The 25,522-nt window shown below is 55.5% G+C and carries 20 protein-coding genes and 1 other RNA gene; 12 read left to right on the top strand and 9 right to left on the bottom strand.

The features are described 5' to 3' along the window. Positions 1-5: 5 nt before the first annotated feature. Both sspA and sspB read left to right on the top strand, forming a co-directional pair. Positions 6-647, top strand: a complete 642-nt coding sequence (gene sspA, locus OB87_RS16170) for a stringent starvation protein SspA (RefSeq protein ID WP_024104257.1) — start codon at positions 6-8, stop codon at positions 645-647. A 4-nt stretch (positions 648-651) separates the two neighbouring features. Continuing rightward, positions 652-1,149, top strand: a complete 498-nt coding sequence (gene sspB / locus OB87_RS16165) for a ClpXP protease specificity-enhancing factor (protein ID WP_033570438.1) — start codon at positions 652-654, stop codon at positions 1,147-1,149. 99 nt (positions 1,150-1,248) lie between these two features. Here the strand turns inward: sspB and OB87_RS16160 are convergent, their stop codons facing one another. Continuing rightward, positions 1,249-2,667: a glutamate synthase small subunit gene (locus OB87_RS16160; RefSeq protein ID WP_033570437.1), complete on the bottom strand. Its 1,419-nt coding sequence runs from the start codon at positions 2,665-2,667 to the stop codon at positions 1,249-1,251. A gap of 9 nt (positions 2,668-2,676) precedes the next feature. After that, complete coding sequence (gene gltB / locus OB87_RS16155) at positions 2,677-7,137, bottom strand: glutamate synthase large subunit (RefSeq protein ID WP_033570436.1); 4,461 nt, start codon at positions 7,135-7,137, stop codon at positions 2,677-2,679. Between the two features lie 717 nt (positions 7,138-7,854). Between gltB and OB87_RS16150 the strand changes: the two genes are divergently transcribed. From OB87_RS16150 to OB87_RS16130, 5 genes are all read left to right on the top strand, one after another. Further along, a complete protein-coding gene (locus OB87_RS16150) occupies positions 7,855-8,784 on the top strand; it encodes a TIGR01212 family radical SAM protein (RefSeq protein WP_033570503.1) in 930 nt (309 codons plus the stop codon). 93 nt (positions 8,785-8,877) lie between these two features. Next, complete coding sequence (gene arcB / locus OB87_RS16145; protein WP_033570435.1) at positions 8,878-11,217, top strand: aerobic respiration two-component sensor histidine kinase ArcB; 2,340 nt, start codon at positions 8,878-8,880, stop codon at positions 11,215-11,217. Positions 11,218-11,452: 235 nt separating this feature from the next. After that, positions 11,453-12,106 carry an isoprenoid biosynthesis glyoxalase ElbB gene (elbB, locus tag OB87_RS16140; RefSeq protein WP_033570502.1) on the top strand — a complete coding sequence of 218 codons (654 nt, stop codon included), beginning with the start codon at positions 11,453-11,455 and terminating at the stop codon, positions 12,104-12,106. Continuing rightward, positions 12,103-12,852 carry a monofunctional biosynthetic peptidoglycan transglycosylase gene (gene mtgA / locus OB87_RS16135; RefSeq protein WP_050515740.1) on the top strand — a complete coding sequence of 250 codons (750 nt, stop codon included), beginning with the start codon at positions 12,103-12,105 and terminating at the stop codon, positions 12,850-12,852. Before elbB ends, mtgA begins: the two co-directional genes overlap by 4 nt. Positions 12,853-12,943: 91 nt before the next feature. After that, complete coding sequence (locus OB87_RS16130; protein WP_033570434.1) at positions 12,944-14,245, top strand: alginate lyase family protein; 1,302 nt, start codon at positions 12,944-12,946, stop codon at positions 14,243-14,245. A 153-nt stretch (positions 14,246-14,398) separates the two neighbouring features. On the opposite strand, the gene dolP is transcribed toward OB87_RS16130, so the two are convergent. The 4 genes from dolP to OB87_RS16110 are packed head-to-tail and all read right to left on the bottom strand — an operon-like array spanning position 14,399 to position 18,014. Next, positions 14,399-14,974, bottom strand: a complete 576-nt coding sequence (gene dolP, locus OB87_RS16125) for a division/outer membrane stress-associated lipid-binding lipoprotein (protein ID WP_033570433.1) — start codon at positions 14,972-14,974, stop codon at positions 14,399-14,401. A gap of 10 nt (positions 14,975-14,984) precedes the next feature. Further along, positions 14,985-15,575, bottom strand: a complete 591-nt coding sequence (gene diaA, locus OB87_RS16120) for a DnaA initiator-associating protein DiaA (RefSeq protein ID WP_013316039.1) — start codon at positions 15,573-15,575, stop codon at positions 14,985-14,987. A 37-nt stretch (positions 15,576-15,612) separates the two neighbouring features. Then, positions 15,613-15,969 (bottom strand): YraN family protein, encoded by a 357-nt coding sequence (locus OB87_RS16115; protein WP_200884313.1) that lies wholly within the window; start codon positions 15,967-15,969, stop codon positions 15,613-15,615. Continuing rightward, a complete protein-coding gene (locus OB87_RS16110; RefSeq protein WP_033570431.1) occupies positions 15,966-18,014 on the bottom strand; it encodes a penicillin-binding protein activator in 2,049 nt (682 codons plus the stop codon). Before OB87_RS16110 ends, OB87_RS16115 begins: the two co-directional genes overlap by 4 nt. A 59-nt stretch (positions 18,015-18,073) precedes the next feature. Between OB87_RS16110 and rsmI the strand changes: the two genes are divergently transcribed. The 3 genes from rsmI (at position 18,074) to ygiD (ending at position 20,327) form a co-directional block, all read left to right on the top strand. Next, a complete protein-coding gene (rsmI, locus tag OB87_RS16105) occupies positions 18,074-18,943 on the top strand; it encodes a 16S rRNA (cytidine(1402)-2'-O)-methyltransferase (protein ID WP_033570430.1) in 870 nt (289 codons plus the stop codon). Between the two features lie 42 nt (positions 18,944-18,985). Continuing rightward, positions 18,986-19,364, top strand: an RNA gene (rnpB, locus tag OB87_RS19510) — RNase P RNA component class A. 174 nt (positions 19,365-19,538) lie between these two features. Continuing rightward, on the top strand, positions 19,539-20,327 hold the full coding sequence (ygiD, locus tag OB87_RS16100) for a 4,5-DOPA-extradiol-dioxygenase (RefSeq protein WP_033570429.1): 789 nt from the start codon (positions 19,539-19,541) through the stop codon (positions 20,325-20,327). Between the two features lie 74 nt (positions 20,328-20,401). On the opposite strand, the gene OB87_RS16095 is transcribed toward ygiD, so the two are convergent. The 3 genes from OB87_RS16095 to tolC all read right to left on the bottom strand — a co-directional run bounded on the left by OB87_RS16095 (position 20,402) and on the right by tolC (position 23,970). Continuing rightward, on the bottom strand, positions 20,402-21,562 hold the full coding sequence (locus tag OB87_RS16095; protein ID WP_033570428.1) for a glutathionylspermidine synthase family protein: 1,161 nt from the start codon (positions 21,560-21,562) through the stop codon (positions 20,402-20,404). 11 nt (positions 21,563-21,573) lie between these two features. Continuing rightward, a complete protein-coding gene (locus OB87_RS16090) occupies positions 21,574-22,353 on the bottom strand; it encodes a DUF1190 family protein (protein ID WP_033570427.1) in 780 nt (259 codons plus the stop codon). 204 nt (positions 22,354-22,557) lie between these two features. Next, positions 22,558-23,970, bottom strand: coding sequence for an outer membrane channel protein TolC (gene tolC / locus OB87_RS16085; RefSeq protein WP_033570426.1), 1,413 nt, complete (start codon positions 23,968-23,970; stop codon positions 22,558-22,560). A gap of 403 nt (positions 23,971-24,373) precedes the next feature. On the opposite strand from tolC, the gene nudF reads away from it, so the two are divergent. Next, a complete protein-coding gene (gene nudF / locus OB87_RS16080) occupies positions 24,374-25,030 on the top strand; it encodes an ADP-ribose diphosphatase (RefSeq protein WP_033570425.1) in 657 nt (218 codons plus the stop codon). Further along, positions 25,027-25,449 (top strand): DUF1249 family protein, encoded by a 423-nt coding sequence (locus OB87_RS16075; protein ID WP_200884312.1) that lies wholly within the window; start codon positions 25,027-25,029, stop codon positions 25,447-25,449. Before nudF ends, OB87_RS16075 begins: the two co-directional genes overlap by 4 nt. Positions 25,450-25,522: the final 73 nt, after the last annotated feature.

Here is a 25,522-nt window from a genome sequence, read left to right as displayed (position 1 = left end):
TTTTCATGGCTGTCGCTGCCAACAAACGTTCGGTAATGACGCTGTTTTCCGGTCCGTCCGACATTTTTAGCCATCAGGTCCGCATTGTACTGGCCGAGAAAGGGGTGAGTGTCGAGATTGAACAGGTGGACATGGATAATCTGCCGCAGGACCTTATCGACCTCAATCCTTACGGTTCCGTACCAACGCTGGTTGACCGTGAGCTGACGTTGTATGAATCACGTATCATCATGGAATACCTGGATGAGCGTTTCCCTCATCCGCCGTTGATGCCGGTCTATCCGGTGGCTCGTGGTAACAGCCGCCTGATGATGCATCGGATTGAACAGGACTGGTATTCGTTGATGAAAACCGTCCTGAATGGCAACGCACAGGATGCGGAGGCCGCGCGCAAGCAACTTCGTGAAGAGCTGCTGGCGATCGCTCCGGTTTTCAATGAAGCCCCGTATTTCATGAGTGAAGAATTCAGCCTGGTGGACTGCTACCTGGCACCGCTGCTGTGGCGTCTGCCGCTGTTGGGGATTGAATTGAGCGGTTCCGGTGCCAAGGAACTGAAAGGCTACATGACACGCGTGTTCGAACGCGATGCTTTCCTCGCTTCCCTGACTGAAGCCGAGCGCGAAATCCGGTTGCAATCCAGAGGGTAATGGCATGACGTTGGCTCAGCTCTCTCCGCGCCGCCCGTATTTATTACGGGCCTTTTATGACTGGTTGCTGGACAACCAGCTGACGCCGCATCTGGTGGTCGATGTGACCGTTCCTGGCGTGCAGGTGCCGATGGAATTTGCCCGTGATGGGCAAATTGTCCTGAATATTGCGCCGCGTGCGGTGGGAAATCTCGAACTGGCTGACGACAGCGTACGTTTCAACGCGCGTTTTGGTGGCGTTCCCCGCCAGGTGTTTGTCCCGATGGCGTCGGTGATGGCGATTTATGCGCGGGAAAATGGCGCGGGCACCATGTTCGAGCCAGAACCGGCCTACGAAATCGTCGAAGAGTTTGGCGAGCAGCCTCAAAGTGAAGATGAGTCCAAACCTGCGCTGATGTCGGTGGTGGACAATGAGTCTCCCTCTTTGCAGAACGAGCTGCCTGATGACGAGCCGCCGCAGCCACCGAGAGGCGGCAGACCTTCCCTAAGGGTGGTCAAATAGTCGAGATAGATAAAAAGGCACATCACTGTGCCTTTTTTGTTGTCTATAGAAAACAAAAAGCAAAGGCGGCCGCAGCCGCCTTTTGAGTACCCGTAAGGCTTACACTTCCAGATAGTTCATGATGCCGTCAGCCGCTTTGCGGCCTTCGGCGATCGCCGTAACCACCAGGTCGGAGCCACGCACCGCGTCGCCGCCAGCGAAGATTTTCGGGTTTGAGGTCTGGAAAGCGCTGTCGCTCTGCTCCGGCGCGATGATGCGGCCCTGAGCGTCCAGATCCACACCGTGCTCCGCCAACCATGCCATTTTGTGTGGACGGAAACCGAACGCCATGATGACAGCATCCGCCTCCAGCACATGCTCAGACCCTTCCACCGCTTCCGGGCGACGGCGGCCATTGGCATCCGGCGCACCCAGTTCGGTACGAATCATGCGGACGCCACACACTTTACCCGCGCCGTTGATTTCGACGCTCAGCGGTTGCAGGTTGAAGCGGAATTCCACGCCTTCTTCGCGCGCATTTTTCACTTCGCGTTTGGAGCCCGGCATGTTCTCTTCATCACGGCGGTAGGCACAAGTCACGTGCGTTGCACCCTGTCGAATCGAGGTGCGCACGCAGTCCATCGCCGTATCACCGCCACCCAGTACTACGACGCGCTTGCCCTGCATCGAGGTGTAAGGTTCCTGTTCACCAGTTTGGAAGCCCATCAGGTGCTTGGTGTTGGCAATCAGGAACGGCAGTGCATCGTAGACGCCCGGCGCGTCTTCATTTTCCAACCCGCCGCGCATCGACTGATAGGTGCCGACGCCCAGGAATACGGCGTCATATTCTGTCAGCAGGTCGCTTAACTGAATGTCTTTGCCGACCTCGGTGTTAAGCTGGAATTCGATACCCATCTCGGTGAAGATTTCACGGCGCTTGGTCATCACCTCTTTTTCCAGCTTGAACGCAGGAATACCGAAGGTCAGCAAACCGCCGATTTCCGGGTGGCGGTCATAAACCACCGCTTTCACGCCGTTACGGGTCAGCACGTCGGCACAAGCCAGCCCGGCAGGACCGGCACCGATAATAGCCACGCGCTTGCCGGTTGGCTGTACCGACGACACGTCCGGACGCCAGCCCATCTCGATCGCTTTATCGTTGATGTAGCGTTCGATATTGCCGATGGTGACGGCACCGAATTCGTCGTTCAGGGTGCAAGACCCTTCACACAGACGATCCTGCGGGCAGACTCGTCCACATACTTCCGGCAGACTGTTGGTTTGGTGAGACAGTTCCGCTGCTTCAATGATCCGGCCTTCATTAGCCAGTTTCAGCCAGTTCGGGATGTAGTTGTGAACCGGGCATTTCCATTCGCAGTAAGGGTTGCCGCAGGCCAGGCAGCGATCTGCCTGCGCCTTGGACTGGCTTTCCGAGAACGGCTCGTAAATTTCAACAAACTCGATTTTACGAATCTTCAGCGGTTTCTTGGGCGGATCAACGCGCTGTAAGTCGATAAACTGATAAACATTCTGACTCATGATGACCTCTTACTGCGCCTGTACCCGCAGCTCCGCTGCGGAACGACTACGATGACCCAACAACGCTTTCACATCACTTGATTTCGGCTTTACCAGCGCAAATTTTGATGCCCAGACCGGCCAGTTGGCGAGGATTTCCTCACCGCGTTGCGAGCCGGTGTGCTGGACGTGCTCGGTAATCAGCCCGCGCAGATGCTCTTCATGAATCGCCAGGTTTTCCACATCCAGCACTTCAACCAGTTCCGGGTTGACGCGCTTGCGGAATTCACCGTCTTCATCCAGCACGTAGGCGAAGCCGCCGGTCATGCCTGCGCCGAAGTTGACGCCGGTGCGACCCAGGATGCAGACGATACCGCCGGTCATGTATTCGCAGCCGTTATCGCCGATGCCTTCCACCACAGTGATGGCACCGGAGTTACGCACCGCGAAGCGCTCACCCGCACGCCCTGCGGCAAACAGCTTACCGCCGGTTGCACCGTACAGGCAGGTGTTGCCGATGATGCTGGCCTCGTGGCTGCGGAAGGCGGAGCCGACCGGTGGACGCACGGATATAGCCCCGCCAGCCATGCCTTTGCCCACGTAGTCGTTGGCGTCGCCGGTCAGGGTCAGCTCAACGCCACCGGCATTCCACACGCCGAAGCTCTGACCCGCTGTACCGGTGAAGTGCGCTTTGATCGGATCGCTTGCCAGCCCCTGATCGCCGTGTTTTTCCGCGATCACGCCGGATAAGGTTGCGCCGACGGAGCGGTCAGTGTTGCGGATGTCAAAGTAGAGCGTCTTACTCTGTCTGGCGTCGACATGCGCCTGAGCCTGTGCGATCAGTTCTTTGTTCAGCAGGCCCTTGTCAAACGACGGGTTACCCTCGGTGCAGTACAACGCTTTGCCGGGTTGCGGCGTTACGGTGTGCAGCAACGGCGACAGGTCCAGTTTGTTCTGCTTGGCGGTAATACCGTCCAGTTCGACTAGCAGATCGGTACGGCCGATCAGGTCTACCAGACGGCTGATACCCAGTTCCGCCATTAGCTCGCGGGTTTCGCGGGCGATGAAGGTGAAGTAGTTCACCACACGTTCCGGCAGGCCGTGATAGTGGTCGCGACGCAGTTTATCATCCTGTGTTGCTACGCCGGTGGCGCAGTTGTTCAGGTGGCAAATACGCAGGTATTTACAACCCAGCGCTACCATTGGACCAGTGCCGAAGCCGAAGCTTTCCGCCCCCAGAATCGCCGCTTTCACAATGTCCAGACCGGTTTTCAGGCCGCCGTCCACTTGCAGGCGAATTTTGTGACGCAGGCCGTTGGCGACCAGCGCCTGCTGGGTTTCCACCAGACCCAATTCCCACGGGCAACCGGCGTATTTCACTGAGGACAACGGACTGGCACCGGTGCCGCCGTCGTAACCGGCGATGGTAATCAGGTCGGCATAGGCTTTTGCCACACCGGTAGCAATGGTGCCGACGCCCGGCTCGGAAACCAGCTTGACCGAAATCATCGCCTTCGGGTTGACCTGTTTCAGGTCGAAAATCAGCTGCGCCAGGTCTTCGATAGAATAAATATCATGGTGCGGCGGTGGCGAAATCAGGGTCACGCCCGGTACGGAGTAACGCAGGCGCGCGATGTACGGTGTGACTTTGTCGCCCGGTAATTGGCCGCCTTCGCCCGGTTTGGCGCCCTGCGCCACCTTGATCTGGATAACGTCGGCGTTGACCAGATAGGCCGGGGTGACGCCAAAGCGACCGGAAGCCACCTGCTTGATACGGGATACTTTATTGGTGCCGTAACGCGCCGGGTCTTCGCCGCCTTCGCCGGAATTGGAGAAGCCGCCCAGACTGTTCATGGCTTCCGCCAGCGACTCATGCGCTTCGGGGCTCAGCGCACCGATGGACATGGCGGCGGTGTCGAAGCGTTTGAACAGTTCTGAATCCGGCTCGACCTGCTCCAGCGGAATAGCCGTGCCTTCCTGCGGCTGCAGCGCCAGCAAGTCGCGCAGCATAGATGCGGGGCGCTCGTTCACCAGCTTGGCGTACTGCTGGTAATCATGGTAGTCACCGCTGTGCACCGCGGTTTGCAGTGTTTTCACCACATCCGGGTTGTAAGCGTGGTACTCGCCGCCGTAGACAAACTTGAGCAAGCCGCCTTGATCGAGCTTCTGACGCTTGAGCCAGGCGCGTTTGGACAGATTCTGCAAATCCTGTTCGAAGTCGCTGAAGTTAGCACCGCCGATACGGCTCACCACGCCCTGGAAGCAGCGGGACGCTACATCATTGTGCAGGCCGACCGCTTCGAACAGTTTCGAACAGCGGTAGGATGCGATGGTGGAGATCCCCATCTTGGACATGATCTTGTACAGACCTTTGTTGATGCCATTGCGGTAGTTCTGCATCACGGTACGGTACGGTTTGTCGATGGTGTGGTTATCCACCAGACGGGCCAGCGCTTCATAGGCCAGGTACGGGTAAATCGCAGTCGCGCCGAAGCCGAGCAACACGGCAAAATGATGCGGATCGCGGGCACTGGCGGTTTCAACGATGATGTTGGCGTCGCAGCGCAGGCTCTTTTCCACCAGACGGGCCTGAATCGCGCCCACGGCCATCGGTGCTGGTACTGGCAGGCGATCTTGCGCGATGCCGCGGTCGGTCAACACCAGCAATACTGCTCCAGCGCGTACCTTGTATTCTGCTTCGTCGCACAGTTTTTCAACGGTGTCCTGCAATGAGCGCTGTTTGGGATCGAAGGTGATATCGATCTTTTCGGCGCGATAGTGCTCGGGATCCTGATTGATCAACTGAATGAAGTCGGAGTAGAGCAGGATCGGGGACTTGAAGCTCAGACGGTGAGCCTGACCTTCTGCCTCGCAGAAGACATTCATTTCGCGGCCGATACAGGTGGCGAGCGACATCACGTGCGCTTCGCGCAGCGGGTCAATCGGCGGGTTGGTCACCTGTGCGAACTGCTGACGGAAATAATCGTAAATGATGCGTGGGCGGCTCGACAGCACGGCGAACGGCGTGTCATCACCCATAGAGCCTGTCGCTTCCTGACCGTTTTCCCCCAGTACGCGAATCACCTGATCCAGCTCTTCGTTACTGTAGCCGAATTGCTTCTGGTAGGTTTCCAGCTGTACGTCATCAAGTTCCCGGCTGCCGACCTGGTCGTCAGGCAATTCTTCGAACGGCACCAGTCGCTTGACGTTTTTCTCCATCCACTCTTTGTACGGATGTCGGCTTTTCAAGTCATCGTCGGTTTCGGTCGAATGCAGGATACGACCGGTACGGGTGTCGATAACCATCAATTCACCTGGGCCGACGCGGCCTTTCTCCACCACTTCATCAGGTTGGTAATCCCAGATGCCTACTTCGGAGGCACAGGTGATCAGCTTATCTTTGGTGATGACATAGCGAGCTGGACGCAGACCGTTACGGTCGAGGTTACAGGCCGCGTAGCGCCCGTCGGACAGCACCAGACCAGCCGGGCCATCCCACGGCTCCATGTGCATGGAGTTAAAGTCAAAGAAGGCGCGCAGCTCTGGGTCCATATTCGGGTTGTTCTGCCAGGCCGGCGGCACCAGCAGACGCATAGCGCGCACGATGTCCATCCCGCCCGCCAGGAACAGCTCCAGCATGTTGTCCAGCGACATGGAATCTGAACCGCTTTCGTCTACAAACGGCGCTGCGTTAAGCAGGTCGGGAATCAGCGGGGTCTTGAATTTGTAGGCGCGAGCGCGGGCCCACTGACGGTTGCCGGTGATGGTGTTGATTTCGCCGTTGTGCGCCAGATAGCGGAACGGCTGTGCCAGACGCCAGCGCGGCACGGTATTGGTGGAGAAACGTTGGTGGAACAGGCAGATGGCCGATTCCAGACGCAGGTCCGCCAGATCCAGATAGAACCGCGGCAGGTCTGCAGGCATACACAGACCTTTGTAGATGTTCACCAGATTGGAGAGGCTGCACACATAGAAATCTTTATCCTGCACACGTTTCTCGATACGGCGGCGAGCCATGAACAGGCGGCGTTCCATATCTCGCGGACGCCAGCCAGCAGGAGCGTTGACAAAAATCTGCTCGATGCGCGGCAGAGAAGAGAGCGCAATCTCACCCAACACATCCGGGTTGGTCGGCACTTCGCGCCAACCGAGTACGGACAGGGTTTCATTCTGCAGTTCTTCTTCGACAATGCGGCGGGTAGCACGCGCCTTTTCTTCATCCCGGCTGAGGAATAACATGCCGACCGCATAATTGTTGGCCAGACGCCAGTTATGTTCTTCGGCGACCAGGCGGAAGAAACGATCGGGTTTCTGAAGTAATAATCCGCAACCGTCGCCGGTCTTGCCGTCAGCAAGAATCGCGCCGCGGTGCTGCATACGGGCCAGGGCGTGAATCGCCGTCCGCACGACTTTATGGCTCGGTTCACCTTCTATATGGGCGATCAATCCGAAACCACAGTTGTCTCTTTCATGGGATGCATCGTACAACATATCTCAGTGAACCTCCCCAGGCTCTGTATAGACTTCCCCATCACAATGCCACCACCAAATGCGGGCGCTTATTAAATTGCGTGTTAACCGCGCGCTAACCGCGAGCGACCCCTTCACTGCGCCAGGTTGGCATCAGTGGTGTGCGCCGCTCTCTTTTATCTGGCCTCTCGTAAGGTCTCACAAGTGGTGTGCTTGCTTGATGAGGGAGTCTTCTTCTTACTGCATAAATATGACGAGACGTTGACTCGTCGGGAAAGCTTCCAGCGGATTCCCAAATTAGCGAGAAACCCTGTTCAGGTCAAATCTCGATAACAGGTAAGCACTTTAGGGATAATATTTACTTATGTTTATGAAATAAAAGGATTTAATTAATAAAAATAAGACGTTGTCAAGGTGGGGGTATCGGTCTAACTGTGAGCTGTATCACTATGTTAATAGCGGGTTTTTGTCGCTACATGCTGCAATGACATGACTTTGTGGCATCTTATTCTGCATGGGGTGGGTTTTTCACTTTATGACACTGTTTTTCATTTTACGGTCATCTTTTAATGGAAGGAACCTCGCAGATAAGAAAAATTAATCAGGAATGATGTGATTTTATTTTCAATAAAAACGAATAAACATGCAGTTATATAAGCCGGGACGTATTGATCGGGGTCATCGCCGTTAATAGGCGTTAAAGGTAGGCTGATTTTTTATGAAATGAAGAATCAGAATATGCAATTACAAAAATTAATCAATATGTTTGGTGGCGATCTTCAGCGTCGTTATGGAGAAAAGATCCATAAATTGACGTTACACGGCGGATTTAGCTGCCCAAACCGCGACGGCACGCTGGGGCGTGGTGGTTGTACCTTCTGCAATGTGGCGTCTTTTGCCGACGAGCAGATGCAGCAGCGCAGCATTGCCGAACAACTGGTTGCCCAGGCTAACAAAGTCAATCGCGCCCGGCGTTATCTAGCCTATTTTCAGGCTTATACCAGCACTTATGCTGAAGTACAGGTGCTGGCGTCCATGTACCAGCAGGCGCTAACGCAGGCCGACATGGTGGGGCTGTGTGTGGGCACCCGGCCGGATTGCGTACCGGATACGGTGCTGGACCTGCTGGCCGATTATCACGAACAAGGCTATGAAGTCTGGCTGGAGCTGGGGTTGCAAAGCGCTCATGACCGAACGTTGCGACGCATCAATCGCGGGCATGATTTCGCCTGTTACCGCCAGACAGCACAGCGCGCGCGCGCCAGAGGGCTAAACGTGTGCAGCCACCTGATTGTCGGCTTGCCTGGTGAGAGCGACGAGCATTGCCTGTCGACACTACAGCAAGTTGTGGAAGCCGGTGTCGATGGTATCAAACTGCACCCATTGCATATTGTGACGGGGAGCGTCATGGCGAAAGCCTGGGGGGCCGGTCGGTTGCCGGAGCTGTCACTGGCGCGTTATGTATCGATTGCCGGTGAGATGATTCGCCACACCCCACCTGAGATTATTTATCACCGTATTTCCGCCAGTGCCCGGCGGCCAACGCTACTGGCCCCGCTGTGGTGCGAAAATCGCTGGACCGGCATGGTCGGCGTTCACGACTACCTGCAACAGCATGGTGCGCAGGGTTCCGCACTGGGGCAGCCGTTTCATTACTCAACAACTTAACCTCCGCGGCGGCTCGCAAATTGACTGCTCATTTACCGCGCACACGATTTTTTTACGGTATGATTTGCGGGTTTATGATTAAGGAACACCGCTATGAGGCAAATCAGGCTGTTGGCGCAGTACTACGTTGATTTAATGGTCAAACTGGGGCTAGTCCGTTTTTCTCTGTTACTGGCGTCAGCGCTGGTTTTACTGGCGTTGGTGGTGCAGATGGCGGTGACGCTGCTGCTCACCGGTAAGGTGGAAAACATCGATGTGGTGCGCTCTATCTTTTTCGGCTTATTAATCACACCCTGGGCGGTGTATTTCCTGTCCGTGGTGGTGGAGCAGCTTGAGGAGTCGCGCCAGCGGCTGTCACGATTGGTGGCCAAGCTGGAGGAGATGCGTCAGCGCGATCAGGAACTGAACGAACAGTTGCAGGGCAATATCGCGCAGCTCAATCAGGAAATCAGCGATCGTATCAAGGCGGAGGAAGCCCGCCTGCTGATGGTATCCAAACTGCGTGAAGAGATGGCACGCCGCGAGCAGGCTCAGATTGAACTGGAACAGCAATCAGCGCTGTTGCGGTCTTTTCTCGATGCTTCGCCGGACCTGGTTTACTACCGCAATGAAAACAAAGAATTTTCCGGCTGTAACCGGGCGATGGAGCTGCTGCTTGGCAAAAGCCAGAAGCAACTGATTGGCCTGACACCAATAGATGTTTATCCGCCCGATATTGCTGAAAAAGTCATGGAAACAGACGAAAAGGTGTTTCGCCACAACGTCTCATTGACCTATGAGCAGTGGCTGGTCTATCCGGATGGCCGTAAAGCCTGTTTTGAGTTACGCAAGGTGCCGTTTTACGACCGGATGGGTAAGCGACATGGCCTGATGGGTTTTGGACGCGATATTACCGAGCGTAAGCGCTACCAGGACGCGTTAGAGAACGCCAGTAGGGAGAAGACTACCTTCATCTCTACGATCAGCCACGAGCTTCGTACGCCGCTTAATGGCATTGTCGGTCTGAGTCGCATCCTGCTCGACACCCAGTTGGATGCAGAGCAGCAAAAATACCTGAAAACCATCCACGTGAGTGCCATCACGCTCGGCAATATTTTCAACGACATCATCGAAATGGATAAGCAGGAACGGCGCAAGGTCCAACTGGATAACCAACCGGTGGATTTTGTCGGGTTTGTGGTGGACCTGGAAAACCTGGGCGGACTGCTGGCTCAACCCAAGGGGCTGCAACTTGAGATGGAACTGCATCAGCCGTTGCCAAAAACCATTCTCACCGACGGCACCCGATTGCGCCAGATTCTGTGGAACCTGCTCAGCAACGCTGTGAAATTCACGCGTGAGGGCCGGGTAGTAGTGCGGGTCTGGCATGAGCAGGGCGACCGGCTGCGTTTTGAGGTGGAGGATTCCGGCATGGGTATCCCGGCTGACGAGCTGGAAAAAATCTTCTCCATGTATTACCAGGTCAAGGATCAACACGGCGGTAAACCGGCGACGGGGACTGGCATCGGGCTGGCGGTTTCTAAGCGTCTGGCACAAAGCATGGGTGGTGATATTCAGGTGACCAGTGAACTGGGCAAAGGCTCTTGTTTCGTGCTGACGGTGGCTGCACCGGTGGTGGGTGATGCCGAGTCAGAGGAAGACGAACAGGATGAACTGCCACTGCCAGCGTTGCATGTGTTGCTGGTGGAAGATATCGAACTGAACGTGGTAGTGGCACGCTCGGTACTGGAAAAACTGGGTAGCAGCGTCGACGTGGCGATGACCGGTCAGGCGGCGCTGGATATGTTCGATCCGGATGAATTTGATTTGGTGCTGCTGGATATCCAACTGCCGGACATGACCGGTCTGGATGTGGCGCGTCGGCTACGTGAGCGTTATGCCGGGCAGTCGATGCCACCGCTGGTTGCCCTGACGGCGAATGTGCTTAAGGATAAAAAAGAGTACCTGGACGCCGGTATGGATGACGTACTGAGTAAGCCGCTGGCGGTGCCAGCGCTGACGGCGGTAATCCAGCAATACTGGGATCATCATGCGCAGCCAGAACCGGAAGCCGTGGTGGTGGATACCGGGTCGCTACAGGACCGTCTGCTGGATATCCCGATGCTGGAGCAGTATCTGACGCTGGTAGGGCCGAAACTGATTCATCAGAGCCTGGCAATGTTCGAGCAGATGATGCCCGGCTATCTGGCGATTCTGGACTCCAACATGACCGCACGTGACCAGAAAGGTATTGCGGAAGAGGGGCACAAAATCAAAGGCGCAGCAGGCTCGGTTGGGCTCAAGCACCTGCAACAGGTTGCGCAACAAATTCAGACTACGACATTACCGGCATGGTGGGACAACGTGCAGGAGTGGATTGACGAGTTGAAACATGACTGGCAGCAGGATGTGCAGGTATTGAAAGACTGGGTTTCAGAGGCTGAAAAAAAATGACCCCGACCGAAGCCGGGGTGCGCGAATTATGCGCCAACACCAGGGAAAGTGGTACACCTGCGCTCAATCTCAGATGTTGTTGGTACGCAAGCGTTTTGAAATCCCATCATCTGGCAACACACACCATAGCAAATATGGCGTCGTTTGTTACAAGAATCATTAAAATGTGTGATGTAGATTAGTGTTTGTCAATCAAAAAATCAATTAGTTGATGTAATGAAATGAGGCATTAATGATGAAAAAAGTGGGTGTCGTACTCGGCGGATGTGGCGTTTATGATGGTTCAGAGATTCACGAAGTTGTCTTGACTCTGCTTGCAATCGATCGTGCCGGTGCTGAAGCTGTCTGCTTTGCTCCGGACAAAGAACAACTGCATGTGATTAATCATCTGACTGGTGAGGTTACCGGTGAGAAACGCAATGTTTTAGCGGAATCGGCGCGGATTGCCCGTGGGAAAATCCAACCACTATCCAGCGCTGATCCTCAACAGCTTGATGCGCTGATTGTCCCCGGTGGATTCGGTGCCGCAAAAAATTTGAGTGATTTTGCTACCCGCGGTGCAGACTGTGAGATTGATAACGACCTGAAAATACTCACCCGTGAAATTCATAAGAAAAATAAACCAATGGGGTTTATTTGCATTGCTCCCACTATGTTACCGAAACTGCTTGATACCTCTGTGCAGCTTACAATTGGTAACGATGAAGGGACGGCGCAAGCAATAGAAGCGATGGGTGGCGTGCACGTGAAGTGCCCGGTAGATGACATTGTCGTTGACGTTACACACAATGTGGTGACGACGCCAGCTTACATGCTAGCGAACTCGATTGGAGAAGCCGCCCGCGGAATTGAGAAACTGGTGGCTCGGGTTTTGGAACTGGCTGAATGAGGTCAGCAGGCCGATCCGGGAAAGGCCGATTAGGACGAGTCGCAGCTAACATCCGGCGCTGGGTGTTGCGCATCGTCTTTGGCGTCGTTGCGTTGTGGGTTGCCGCGATCCTGTTGTTTGCATTTCTGCCCGTTCCCTTCTCTGCGGTGATGATTGATCGTCAGCTTAGCGCCTGGCTGAGTGGTGACTTCACGTATGTGGCCCATTCGGATTGGGTGTCGATGGATGAGATTGCTGCGGTGGCACCACTCGCGGTCATTGCGGCGGAAGATCAAAAATTCCCCCAGCATTGGGGGTTTGATTTCGATGCGATTTCTGCGGCGCTCAAACATAACGAGCGACACGAGAACCGTATTCGCGGTGCCTCCACGTTGTCTCAGCAGACGGTAAAAAACCTGCTGCTGTGGGACGGACGCAGCTGGTTGCGTAAAGGGCTGGAGGCTGGCCTGACGGCGGCGGTTGAGCTGGTATGGACCAAACGTCGTATTCTGACGGTTTACCTGAATATTGCTGAGTTTGGACCCGGAATTTTTGGCATAGAGGCGGCGTCACGTCAGTTTTTCAATAAACCAGCGAGCCGACTGACGGCATCGGAGGCGGCGATGCTGGCGGCGGTGTTGCCAAATCCTATCCGCTATCGCGCCAGTAAACCATCCGGCTATGTTATGCGGCGTCAGCAATGGATCTTGCGTCAGATGAACCAGATCGGCGGAGAAAATTTTCTGGAAGCGAACCGGCTTTATTAACAAACCTGATTGACTGATAGATTTTTTCCAACGTTCAGTTTCCATTTCCCGTGGCTATAGGGGGAATCCTGAACACAGAAGGAGGGAAATAATGCGATATGGCATAGTTTTTCTTATGACGCTTTTGCTGTGGGGCCAGGGAGCCTCTGCCGACACGGTTAGTATTAAAAACGACAATTCTGCTTATGTATTTTTACAGGCAGACAAACTTACCCAGGTCAAACAGCAACTGCGCAGTCAAACTGCTCCACCACAGATGCAGCTGGCTTATCAGCAGTTGTTGCGGGCGGCGGATAGCGCCATGAAAAAGCCAGACCTATCGGTTACTCAAAAACTTTCAATGCCGCCCGGTGGCAACCGTCATGATTATTTGAGTTTGGCGGCTTACTGGTGGCCTGATCCGCAGCAGAAAGACGGATTACCCTGGATTCGACACGACGGCAAGGTAAACCCAGCCACCAAGGGTGAGGAGACGGATGCTATTCGTTTGGCAACGTTTACCGATCAGGTACGTGTGCTGGCGCTGGCCTGGTACTTCTCGGACCGTCCCGAATATGCCGGTAAAGCGATTTCCCTGATTCGTACCTGGTTTATCACGCCTGAGACGCGTATGAACCCCAATCTGAATTACGCGCAGGCGATTCCAGGCAGAAACGACGGGCGAGGTGCCGGTGTGCTTGATGGTCGTTTCTTCGCTACCCGTATTGTGGATGCGCTGGTTATGTTGCGACAGGCACCGGGATGGGGTGCCAGCGACGAGCAGCAGATGCGGCAGTGGATGACGGACTACCTGCATTGGTTGCTGACCAGCCATAACGGCAAGCAGGAAGCCTCGGCAAAGAATAATCATGGTAGTTGGTATGCGGTACAGGTGGCAGGTATTGCCGCCTATCTGGGCCAGCCTGAAACGGTGAAGGCGATGGTGGCATTGCAGCGCCAGAAGCTTGACCATCAACTGGCGGCGGATGGTTCGCAACCAGAAGAGTTGGCTCGTACCCGATCGTTCCATTACAGCGACTTCAATCTGCAGGCGGCTAGCCTGATGGCGACCGTGGCAGGAAAGTACGGTGATAACCTGTGGCAGTATCGTACCCCCAAAGGCAGCAGTTTGCTGTCGGCTCTGGATTTCATGGCTCCGTATCTGGATGAGTCCAGACCCTGGCCTTATAAAACTATGGGGCGAGAGAGTGGCCCGCTGATTCCGCTAATGTTACAGGCCGAGCAGGCTATTGGTTCTTCCCGTTATGATGCGGCTATCAGGCAGGCGGGATTTGCACCGTTGCTGACTGGAGCGCCAGAGGGGAAAAAAGACGCTGGAGTCAGCGTTGATGCCCGCCGTAGCATTTGGCTGCTATCGCCGCCCGCGAGCGTGAGAAATACGCCAACGCCATGAATGCGTCGGGCCATGATTAACACGGGATGAGCGAGCAGAGTGGCAGATGCCTGTGGCTTTGGCTGGATAGTTATAAGCCTCTGCTGGGTAAAGACAGGTATCTACTGGATAGCCAGTATGGCGGCCCGGTTGGCCGCCATATGGAGAGGCGGATTAGTCGAGGTAGGTGAACGCGGTCGTCACGTGTTTGACACCACTGACCCTGCTGGCGATTTGGGCTGCTGACGTCGCTTCACGGCGTGTCACCAGGCCCAACAGGAAGACTTCACCATTTTCGGTGGTGACCTTCACGTTAGACGATTTCACGGTGTCGCTGGTCAGTAGCTGAGAACGGACTTTGGTGGTGATCCAGGTATCCATAGACGCGGTGCCCAGCGAAATCGGTGTGCCTTTGCGGATTTCGTTATACACCTCGGTCGTACCTTCCACTCCCATCGCGATCTGTTTAGCCCGGCTAGCCAGCTCGGTCGAAGGGGCCTGACCGGTCAGCAGCACTTTGCCCTGATAGGCGGTTGCGGAGATCCGCGCTTCTTTGCTTAGTTGCGTGTCTTTACTCAGCGCGTTGGATACCCTGACTTCCAGTGTGCCGTCGTCGACCTGAGTGCCGACGGTCCGTGGGTCGGTCGCGGATTTGGTCGCAACCGCCGCGCTGCCAATGGCAACAGCGCCAATACAGCCCTGTAGCATCAGACAGGCAGACAGCACGGCAATGCAAGAGTAGATCCTCATGGAGTGCTCCTTAATCGTTCTGGTGTGGGAAAAGCGTGTTATCAATCAAATCGCACAAACAGTTGACGGTCAGCATATGCATTTCCTGAATGCGGGCGCTGCGGTGTGACGGAATGCGGATTTCCACATCCTGCTGGCCCAGCAAACCCGCCAGTTCACCGCCATCATAGCCGGTCAAGGCCACAATGGTCATGTCCCGTGTGACGGCGGCTTCTACCGCTTTAACGATATCACGGCTGTTGCCGCGCGTGGATATCGCCAGTAGTACGTCACCGGCCTGGCCCAGTGCTCGCACTTGCTTGGCGTAGACTTCTTCATGCAGACGATCGTTGGCGATAGCCGTTAAGACCACGTTATCGGCATTAAGTGCAATCGCCGGCAGACTAGGACGCTCGGTTTCAAAACGATTAATCATACTGGCGGCAAAATGCTGTGCGTTGGCGGCAGATGTGCCGTTACCACAGCACAGGATTTTGTTGCCATTGAGCAGCGACTGCACCATCGCCAGCGCGGCACGCGAAATGGCATCTGGCAGCGCTTCCGCCGCGGCGATTTGGGTTTGAATGCTTTCTGTGAAACAGACTTTAATTCTCTCCAGCACGTTCTGTTAACCTGTATTGAAGTTGAAAATCATGATGTTACTTAGATTGCCCAAACGCGTTGGGCAACCATTCCACCTGTGTGCCGGTTATCGCCAGTACGTCAAAGCGACAATCGGTAGCGTCGAGGCTAGCACCCTGACGGGACAACCATACCGCTGCGGCGTGTAGCAATGATTGCTGCTTTTTCCGGGTAACACTGGCTGCCGCGCCGCCAAAGTCGTTGTTGCGGCGATAGCGAACCTCAACGAAGACCCAGGTACTGCCATCGCGCATGATCAGGTCCAGTTCGCCACCACGCACCGTCACGTTGGCCGCGACAAACATCAACCCGGCGCGTTCAAGATAGCGCCGGGCCAGTTGTTCATAGTGATCGCCGGTAGTCTGCCGGTTCAGGACGCGGGCACCAGTTGTCCCTGACGGAACTGCAGCCAGGTGAGTTTACGGTTGACGACGCAATCTGGCGAGGTGCTAAGCACACCGGTTGCACCGGACAGCGAATTTCCCGGCTGGTGTAATTGCGAGAAGTTACTGGCCAGTTTCCAGGCGTCCATTCCCATGGCAAACAGCCGCACCAACGAGTAATCGTTGCGGAACTGTGTGCTGACTTGCTGCATCAGCGCCGGGCTGGCCCCCGTCAACAGCGGAATATCGCTGAACTGTAACCCTTCCATTTCAAACCGGAAATCCGGCCCCAGACCGGCCTGATAGCTACGTGAACTGGCGTAGAGCGCTGGGCGCAGTGCGCCTTTGTTGCGCATGTCGATCATCGGTTTAAGCAGCGTCAGTTCATCTGGCGTGGCGATGATATACACCGCATCTACGTTGCCATCACTGGTAACGGTGGCGATCGGCGGTGCCTGGTTCGGTATGGTCAGCCCGCCAACCGTGGTGGCTGACTGTGGGGTGGAAGCCGCGATGATAACCGGTTGGCCGTTGAGTGGGATACCTGCACCGCTGTTGAGCGCCTGCTTCAGGTCATACACCCCGCCGGTACGCTGCTGCAATACCACGCCACCTGCCTGCTGTTGCCAGGACTTGGCGAAAGCAGCCACCACCCTGTCTCCCAGGTTGCCGCGCGGTGCCAGAATCAGCGGATGCTGCTTACCCTGCTTGTGAATGAATTGCGCCGCGTCGGCGGCTTCGTCTTCCGGTGACAGAGCGAAATAGCAGATGTTCGGATTGGGCTGGATATGTTCTGGCTGATTCAGCGCCAGCACATTTAGGGACGGATTGAGTCCTGGTAACTGTTCCACCTCGTTTTTGAGCAGCGGACCGACAATCGTGGTGGCACCGTCTTTCTGCGCCTGAGCAATCACGTTTGCCAGCGCCTGATTGGAGGTGTCGTAGACTTTCACCGGAATGTTACTGGCTGCTGTCGGCATCATCGCCGGAACGGCGGTTGCCGTTGCAATAGGCGCTGAGACAGCCGCCGTAGCGGACTGGGTCGGGGCATTCGCATCTGTTGATGGCGTAGCAGGCGCAGCCGTGCTGGTCGCTTCGACAGGCGAGGCTGATTGCGCGACCTGTGGCGGCATCGCCAGCGTTGCCTGCCCGCTTTTGGCGGCGCTAAACCCTTGCTGGATAGCATTGGCGAATATCTGTGCCTGCCCGTTCAGCGGCAACAGTAGTGCGATGGCGTTACTGCCAGCAGGTGCGCTTTCTCCCGGTTGCGTCGCTGCGGCGGGCGGCGTGCCACCCAGTTGTGACGGCAGCTGTTTGGCGGCCGGATGACGTGGATAACGTTTCTTCCAGTCTTCTATCGCAGCCTGCAGGTCTGAGGGAACCTGAGCTTTGGTCTGCCAGAGGTTCAGCAGGTCTAGCCAGCCTTGCAGGGTATTTTCGTCGACATTGATCACCATCGAGCCGAGATCCTGCTGAGTCAGGCGAGTTAATGCTGTCCAGGTTTGATCGATGTTGCGTTGACGTGCATCGCCCTGCAACAACGGCTCTTGCCCAATGTAGGCGCGGATCAGCGTTAATGACGGATGATCCTGGGCCGCTTTGATTTGCGCTTGGTAGTAGCGTTCCTGCTGCTGAGGAGACAGCGATTTCACATCCAACTGGGCCAGCGTGCTGTTGGCGGCATTCAGATCGTTCTGCGCAACCGCCAGTTCAGCGGTCAGCAGGCGCTGTTCCTGGCGCTGCTTGTCGTTCAACTGTGATGGCAACGCGTTCAACTGGCCGTTGGCCTGCGGGAGTTTGCCTTCCTGAATCAGGGCATGAATCGCAAGTAATTGCCAGTCAGCCTTGCTATCATCACCACTTTGCTGCATCTGCTGCAGGTAGTAATCGGAAGACGCACCGGCTTTGCCCTCTACGTGCTGCTGGGTCGCAGTGTCTTGCGGAGCCTGGCTGGGGCAGCCGGCGAGAAACAGTGCCGCCAGCATGACAGGAACCAGACGGCCTGCATGGGTACGGACAGAATTTAACGGAAGCATACTGTATCCAGTGATGTTTTAACGATGCTCAATATTAAATCGGCAAACCGGATGAAACAATGAATCAAGACCAACAAGCACAGATTTCCGCCTCCACGCTTTACATTGTTCCTACGCCTATCGGCAATCTGGCGGATATCACTCAGCGGGCGTTGGCGGTGTTACAACAGGTTGATCTTATTGCAGCAGAAGATACCCGTCATACCGGTTTATTGTTACAACATTTCGCGATTAATGCGCGCCTGTTCGCACTCCATGACCACAATGAGCAGCAAAAGGCGGAGCAATTGCTGGCGCGTTTGCAACAGGGCATGAGTATTGCACTGGTGTCGGATGCTGGTACGCCGCTGATTAACGATCCCGGTTATCATCTGGTGCGTCGCTGTCGCGAAGCTGGCGTGCGCGTGGTGCCGCTGCCGGGGCCGTGCGCGGCGATTACTGCGCTGTCCGCAGCGGGCCTTCCGTCGGATCGCTTTTGCTATGAAGGATTTCTGCCTGCTAAGACCAAGGCGCGCAAGGATACGCTACGCGACCTGCTGGAAGAGCCGCGCACTCTGATTTTCTACGAATCAACCCATCGTTTGTTGGATAGCCTGCAGGACATGGTTGAGGTTTGGGGCGCTGAGCGTTATGTCGTGCTGGCGCGAGAGCTGACCAAAACCTGGGAGTCGCTGTACGGTGCTCCGGTGGGGGAACTGCTGGCGTGGGTGCAGGAAGATGAAAACCGCCGCAAAGGCGAGATGGTGTTGATCGTGGAAGGGCACCAGCCCGACGAAGAGGCGTTGTCTGCGGTGGTGTTGCGTACTTTGCAACTGCTGCGGGCGGAGTTGCCGCTGAAGAAGGCGGCGGCGCTGACGGCGGAGATCCATGGCGTGAAGAAGAACGCGCTTTATCGCTATGGACTGGAACAGGAAGACGATGACGCATAATCAGAGATGACAAGCCGACCGATTTGCCCTATTATCCGCGCCGAAGTTGACCAGACAGTCGCCGCTTCGTCGTCGTTCCTTTCGGGGAAGACGGGCGGAGGGGAGGAAAGTCCGGGCTCCATAGGGCAGGGTGCCAGGTAACGCCTGGGAGGCGAAAGTCTACGACCAGTGCAACAGAGAGCAAACCGCCGATGGCCCGCGCAAGCGGGATCAGGTAAGGGTGAAAGGGTGCGGTAAGAGCGCACCGCGCGGCTGGCAACAGTCCGTGGCACGGTAAACTCCACCCGGAGCAAGGCCAAATAGGGGTTCACATGGTACGGCCCGTACTGAACCCGGGTAGGCTGCTTGAGCCAGCGCGCGAGTGCTGGCCTAGATGAATGGCTGTCCACGACAGAACCCGGCTTATCGGTCAACTTCACTCTTTCAGAACCCCGCCAATCGGCGGGGTTTTTTTATGTCTTTACTCCGGTTACGGCTAAAACGTCAAATTTATTGACAATCATCATCATGGGAATCTGACTGTATCGAGGAAACAGTAGAGGTAAAGTAATCCCCATCGGTACTTATTACCTTCACTGTTGCTAAGGATATCGCTATGAGCACTTCCCGGATGCCAGCACTGTTTCTGGGCCACGGTAGCCCGATGAATGCGCTGGATGAAAATGACTACACGTTAGCCTGGCGTAAATTGGGAGAAACCCTGCCGCGCCCGAAGGCGATCGTTGCGGTATCCGCGCACTGGTATACCCGTGGCACGGCGGTTACCGCGATGGATAAACCGCGCACCATCCATGATTTCGGCGGCTTCCCGCAGGCGTTATTTGATACCCAGTACCCGGCACCGGGTGCGCCGGATGTGGCTAAACGCGTACAGGACGTTCTGGCTCCGGTATCGGTATATGCAGATCATCAGGAGTGGGGATTGGACCACGGCACCTGGGGCGTGTTGATCAAGGTTTATCCCGAGGCGGATATCCCGGTGGTGCAACTTAGCGTCGACGGCACCAAACCACCTGCTTACCATTATGAGCTGGGCCGTAAACTGGCTGCGCTACGTGACGAAGGCATCATGATTGTCGCCAGCGGCAACGTGGTGCATAACCTGCGGATGATCAAGTGGAATGGTGATGGCGCACCCTATGATTGGGCGACGTCGTTCAATGATTTCGTGCGCAGTAATCTGGCCTGGCAGGGCGACGCGGCGGAACACCCGCTGGTGAATTTTATGCAACACTCTGGTGCCGCGCTGTCCAACCCGACGCCGGACCACTTCCTACCGCTGCTGTACGTCCTTGGCAGTTGGGATGGTCAGGAGCCAGTATCTACGCCGACGGACGGCATTGTGATGGGATCGCTCAGCATGATGTCGGTACAGGTCGGATAATACCCTGACCTCGATGGCCGCTAAAAACACACATCGCCCGGAAGGACGATGTGTGTCATCAAGACGTGTTGGCGTTAATCCAGAATGATATGCGGATAGAAGCGGGATAAGTCCTGGGTAATCAATTCCCGGTCTTCCCGCAGTCCGATACCACAAGGCGAATCACCCACCAGCCAACTGCCGATCAGCGTATAGCTGTCGTTAAAGCGCGGCAGCGGGTGATACTGCTGGATAATGCAACCCTCTTCACCGTAAGGGCCGTCCACGGCGGCGACCTGCTTACCTTGTTGGTAAATCTGTATGTTGGCACCTTCGCGAGAAAACAGCGGCTTGACCACGTAGTCGGTCATGGGGGGCGGGTTATCTTCGGTGAAGTAGGCCGGTAGCAGGTTGGGGTGGTTGGGGAACATCTGCCACAGCATTGGTAATAGCGCTTTGTTGGACACCACGCTTTTCCAACCCGGTTCCAGCCAGCGCACCCCTGCATCTGCCAGCTTGGTGGAGAACGTCTCACGCAGCATGAATTCCCACGGGTAGAGCTTGAACAGGTTGCCGATAGTATTGTCTTGCAGATCGGTAAATTGCCCACGATCTCCCAAGCCTATTTCATCAATGTACAGGAACTGGCCCGGCACACCGGCTTCCTGCGCACAATCTTGCAGGTATTGTATCGTGCCGCGATCTTCCTCGGTGTCCCGACAGCAGGTGAAATACATATTGCTGAAACCGTGGTGGGTCCGCAGATACTCAAAGCGTTCAATGAGCTGTTCCTGCAAGCTATTGTACTGGTCCGCGTGCGGCGGCAGGTGACCGGCATTGATCTGATCTTCCAGCCAGATCCACTGAAAAAACGCCGACTCGTACAACGAGGTTGGGGTATCGGCGTTGTTCTCCAGCAACTTGGCCGGGCTCTTGCCATCGTAGGCGAGGTCCAGGCGGGCATAAAGCGCCGGTTGGCGCGATAGCCACGAATTGCGCACGAAGTCCCAGGTGTGGCGAGGGATGCGGAATTTAGTCAGCAGTGCTTCACTGTTGACCACCTTATCGACCACTTGCAGGCACATCTGGTTCAGTTCGGCGGTCGCCTCTTCCAGCTCTTCAATTTGCGCCAACGTAAACTGATAGTAGGCGTCTTCACACCAGTAGGGTTCGCCATACATGGTGTGGAACTGAAAGCCATACTCAGCCGCTTTTTCCTGCCAGTTCGGGCGTTCGTGAATCGCAATACGTTTCATGGCAGGTGACCTTAGCCCCCAAAGGAACGGCGAACGGGAATACTACTGCTGGTCTGGCGAGTGCTACTGCCATTGGCCGATGTGCTGCTGCTACCCGTAGTATTTGTTGCAGCGCGAGTGCTGTCTTGATTACCGGCCATGTTGGCAGCAGGCGCACTGTTGAGTTTGTTTACAGAGTCGCCAAAGCCGCCGCGGGTGGTGGTGATGCTGGACGGCGCGACACTGGAAGTCGGTTTGGGGGCCATCGCGTCTTTAGGAACGGTAATGGAACGCCCGGTGGCGGTGCCATAGCTTTTGCCGCTGGCGTCCACATAGCTGCCGTTGGCCGGGCTATTGGGGGTACGCGGACTGAACACCGGCTGCTGTGCAAAACTGCTACCACCCATCAATTTGCCCATCATAAAACCGGCCATCAATGGCATCCAGAAACTGCCGCTTTGCTGTGGCGCAGCGCTGGCCGTCGTGTTGGCTGCCGATGTAGTGCTGGTTGTCGAGCTTTGCGTACACTGACTTTCGCCGAAAGCCGCCACGCACTCTTCACGAGTGGCGTATTTGGGCGCGGTCCTTTCTGCTTCTTTCAATGCGCTGTTATAGGTAGCGGTACACTGGTCCTTCATGGACGGATTGGCGCGGGAACAGTCGTCCGCGTTTTGGTAAAGCGATACGGTTTCGTCGGTTTTCTCGCAGCCGGAGAGAATAAACACGGCCCCGACAGCCAGTGCGATCGGTGCGATACGATAACCCCAGCGTTTGCGAAAACGCGCATGGTTGATGTTTGACGTTCTTTTCATTGTTGATCCCAGAGCAAAAGGGCATCGTGCCCATCATTTATATGTATCAAACGGTATATGTACAAACAGTACATGTAGTAAAACGGGTTTTAGAATAGGAGAAGGGTGAACAGCTTGTAAAGCGCCGGTATACGAGACATTACTTGTCTGAATGCGGCGGACGAAAAATGCAGGGGAGCCCACGTGGGGACCCCCTGCGAGGCATCAGGGCCGGGCCTTGGCAGCGGTTTTTGCTACCGCAGGTGTCGTTGCCGGCATAGGTGCATCGTCGCCGATAGCGGCGGATGTCGATACCGGTTTACCCAGCATGGCGTTCAGGGTACGCAGGTCGTCTTCGTTCAACGTACCGAGCGCTTGCTTGAGATTCAACTGGTTGATCAGGTAGTCATAACGAGCACCGGACAACTGCTGCTTGGCGTTGTACAACGTGGTGGTGGCGTCCAGTACATCGACGATGGTACGGGTGCCCACCTGATAGCCTGCTTCCATTGCGTCCAACGAACTTTGCGCCGAGATCACCGCCTGTTTGTAAGCGTTAACGCTACTGATGGAGGCTGAGATGTTGTTATGTGCGGAGCGCAGCGTCTGAATGACTGAGCGGTGCGCGCTTTCCATATTCTCACTTGACGCCACAAAACTGTGTTGCGCTTGTTTCACTTTGGATGAGGTGCCGCCGCCGCTGTAGATAGGCAGGGAGAAGCTCAGCCCAACCTGATTCTGCCCCACATAGGTGTTGTTGAAACTGTCGCCTACTGCACGGGAACCTGAAAAATCGGTATTAGTGACGCCCGTAGACGCAGTCAGGCTGAGCGTCGGCAGGTGTCCGCTTTCCGCTGAGCGAATCTGCTCGCGCGCCAGATCCTGGCTCAGGCGGGCCGACAGCAAGCTGAGGTTGCGGTTTTCCGCTTCTTTCAGCAGGCCGTTTACCGCATCAGGTTTCTGTGGGCTGAAGCGATCGATATTCAGCCCTGCCAGTTGCGGGTAGAACTGGCCGGTCACCTGGCGCAGGGTTTCCATCGCGTTATCCAGGTTGTTGCGTGCGGTCACTTCGCTGGCCAGCACGCTGTCATATTGGGCGCGGGCGTTCTGCACGTCGGTGATGGCGACCAGGCCAACGTTGAAACGTTGGGTGGTCTGGTCCAGTTCGCGGTAAATCGACTGTTTCTGAGCACTAACGTAAGACAGCGAATCAATGGCGCGCAGCACATTGAAATAGGCAGTCGCGGTATTGAGTAACAGTGTCTGCTGGGAAGTCTGATAGCTAACATCCTGAATACCAGCCTGTTTCTCCTGCAATGTCAGCGAACGCCACAGAGACATGTTGAAAATGGACTGGGTTAATTGCAGAGAAGCGCTGGTTGCGTTGCTGTTGATGTCTCGGCGGTCACGATAGCCGCTGGTATAGGTATAGTCAGCACCCAGGCCCAACTGTGGCAGCAAGGAAGAGCGAGCTTCATTGATTTTTTCAAAGGCCGCGTCTCGGGTGGCGGCAGCGCTGCGTAAATCAGGGTTTGTCGTTTTAGCCTGCTGATAAACTTGTAATAGGTCTTCGGCCTGACTTACGGCGCTAAAGCCGCCCAGACCCAGGCTGATGAGAAGTGGGAGCAGTTTCTTCATTTGCATTCCTTGTTGTGCAGCAAAATTTCTTGGTTGCGCCATCTGGAGACGATATACCTGTCGATTCTATCAGAATCGACCAATCGAATTAGGTGGCTGAATGTGCCATCTTTTCCTTGCGGTTATCCCAAAAGCCTATTTTACTTAGCGGCTTGTGGCTGGGCACAATGCCCGGCAGCTGCCAGAGGCTGCCCCGGCAGAACTGCCGTTTCCGGGTATCGCAAAGACATTGTGTTAATACCGGGAACGCCTCATTCTTGCTGGTAGACTTTCCGCACCTGACTATCCTTATCGGGCTGGCACGATTGCATGATGAATATTGCACAAAACGGCGAACGCCTGTCCACGATTTCGCCGCATAAAAAGTGGCTTGCCCGCCGTGTTGTTCACAGGAGTTGAGTTTATGGCGTCCTCAGATACGCATCCCGGTACTTTGACCAAACCCGGTACATTTACCAAAGATGATGTAGAAATTATTGCACGCGAAACGCTCTACAGGGGTTTTTTTTCGCTGCAGCGCTACCGTTTTCGCCACCGCTTGTTCAATGGCGGCATGAGTGGTGAAGTCAGTCGGGAAATTTTGGAACGTGGCCATGCTGTGGTGTTGTTGCCCTATGATCCGGTGCGCGATGAAGTAGTGTTGATTGAACAGATCCGCATCGCCGCCTACGACACCAGCACGTCGCCGTGGTTGTTCGAACTGGTGGCCGGTATGATCGAGCCGGGCGAAAGCCTGGAAGAGGTTGCCCGTCGCGAAGCGCAGGAAGAAGCCGGGCTGGTGGTGAAGCGTTGCCGCCCGGCGCTTAGCTACCTGGCGAGTCCTGGTGGCACCAGCGAGCGGCTGGCTATCTGGGTCGGCGAGGTGGATGCCGGTGCCGCCGACGGCATTCACGGGCTGGCCGAAGAAAACGAGGACATTCGCGTGCACGTGGTCAGCCGTGAACAAAGCTATCAATGGGTGGAACAGGGGATTATTGACAACGCCGCCTCTGTCATTGCCTTGCAATGGTTGGCATTGCACCATGAGACATTAAAAAAAGACTGGGTGGACGGATCATGAAGCGTTATGTCCCGGATTTCCCGGAAATGATGCGGCTAAACGAAGTCAACTTTGCGCAGCTACGTCGCTTGCTTCCCCGTAATGAAGAGGTGGGGGCCGCGGTGGTTTATCAGGTCCATCATGCCAGCTACCGTTTAACGATTCTGGAGTCTACGCGGTATACCGCGCTGGTAGAAATCCAGCAAATTGCGCCGTCGGTCAGCTACTGGAGCCTGCCGACGCTGGTGGTGCGTTTGTATTACGATGCGATGGTTGCGGAAGTGTGTTCCAGCCAGCAGATCTTCCGCTTTAAGGCACGTTATGATTATCCGAATAAGAAATTACATCAACGTGACGAAAAGCATCAGATTAATCAGTTTCTTGCTGATTGGCTAAGGTATTGCCTGGCGTGTGGTTCATTGTCGGTTCCTGTTTGTTAGATATACTCGTCATACTGTAGATTGCAGGTGTGTTGGCCGCGTTTACCCGGCTTGTTTTCGGGTTTGGCTCTGC

Source organism: Dickeya undicola, from assembly GCF_000784735.1.
Lineage (GTDB): Bacteria > Pseudomonadota > Gammaproteobacteria > Enterobacterales > Enterobacteriaceae > Dickeya > Dickeya undicola.
This window is presented reverse-complemented; position numbering and strand designations above follow the sequence as displayed.

Coding starts and splice junctions, on each gene's coding strand:
- ygiD (WP_033570429.1), top strand. CDS start 19,539: ATGAGCACTTCCCGGATGCCAGCACTGTTTCTGGGCCACGGTAGCCCG.
- OB87_RS16160 (WP_033570437.1), bottom strand. CDS start 2,667: ATGAGTCAGAATGTTTATCAGTTTATCGACTTACAGCGCGTTGATCCG.
- OB87_RS16095 (WP_033570428.1), bottom strand. CDS start 21,562: ATGAAACGTATTGCGATTCACGAACGCCCGAACTGGCAGGAAAAAGCG.
- OB87_RS16130 (WP_033570434.1), top strand. CDS start 12,944: ATGCGATATGGCATAGTTTTTCTTATGACGCTTTTGCTGTGGGGCCAG.
- dolP (WP_033570433.1), bottom strand. CDS start 14,974: ATGAGGATCTACTCTTGCATTGCCGTGCTGTCTGCCTGTCTGATGCTA.
- OB87_RS16075 (WP_200884312.1), top strand. CDS start 25,027: ATGAAGCGTTATGTCCCGGATTTCCCGGAAATGATGCGGCTAAACGAA.
- sspA (WP_024104257.1), top strand. CDS start 6: ATGGCTGTCGCTGCCAACAAACGTTCGGTAATGACGCTGTTTTCCGGT.
- elbB (WP_033570502.1), top strand. CDS start 11,453: ATGAAAAAAGTGGGTGTCGTACTCGGCGGATGTGGCGTTTATGATGGT.
- nudF (WP_033570425.1), top strand. CDS start 24,374: ATGGCGTCCTCAGATACGCATCCCGGTACTTTGACCAAACCCGGTACA.
- gltB (WP_033570436.1), bottom strand. CDS start 7,137: ATGTTGTACGATGCATCCCATGAAAGAGACAACTGTGGTTTCGGATTG.
- tolC (WP_033570426.1), bottom strand. CDS start 23,970: ATGAAGAAACTGCTCCCACTTCTCATCAGCCTGGGTCTGGGCGGCTTT.
- arcB (WP_033570435.1), top strand. CDS start 8,878: ATGAGGCAAATCAGGCTGTTGGCGCAGTACTACGTTGATTTAATGGTC.
- OB87_RS16150 (WP_033570503.1), top strand. CDS start 7,855: ATGCAATTACAAAAATTAATCAATATGTTTGGTGGCGATCTTCAGCGT.
- OB87_RS16110 (WP_033570431.1), bottom strand. CDS start 18,014: ATGCTTCCGTTAAATTCTGTCCGTACCCATGCAGGCCGTCTGGTTCCT.
- mtgA (WP_050515740.1), top strand. CDS start 12,103: ATGAGGTCAGCAGGCCGATCCGGGAAAGGCCGATTAGGACGAGTCGCA.
- OB87_RS16090 (WP_033570427.1), bottom strand. CDS start 22,353: ATGAAAAGAACGTCAAACATCAACCATGCGCGTTTTCGCAAACGCTGG.
- sspB (WP_033570438.1), top strand. CDS start 652: ATGACGTTGGCTCAGCTCTCTCCGCGCCGCCCGTATTTATTACGGGCC.
- rsmI (WP_033570430.1), top strand. CDS start 18,074: ATGAATCAAGACCAACAAGCACAGATTTCCGCCTCCACGCTTTACATT.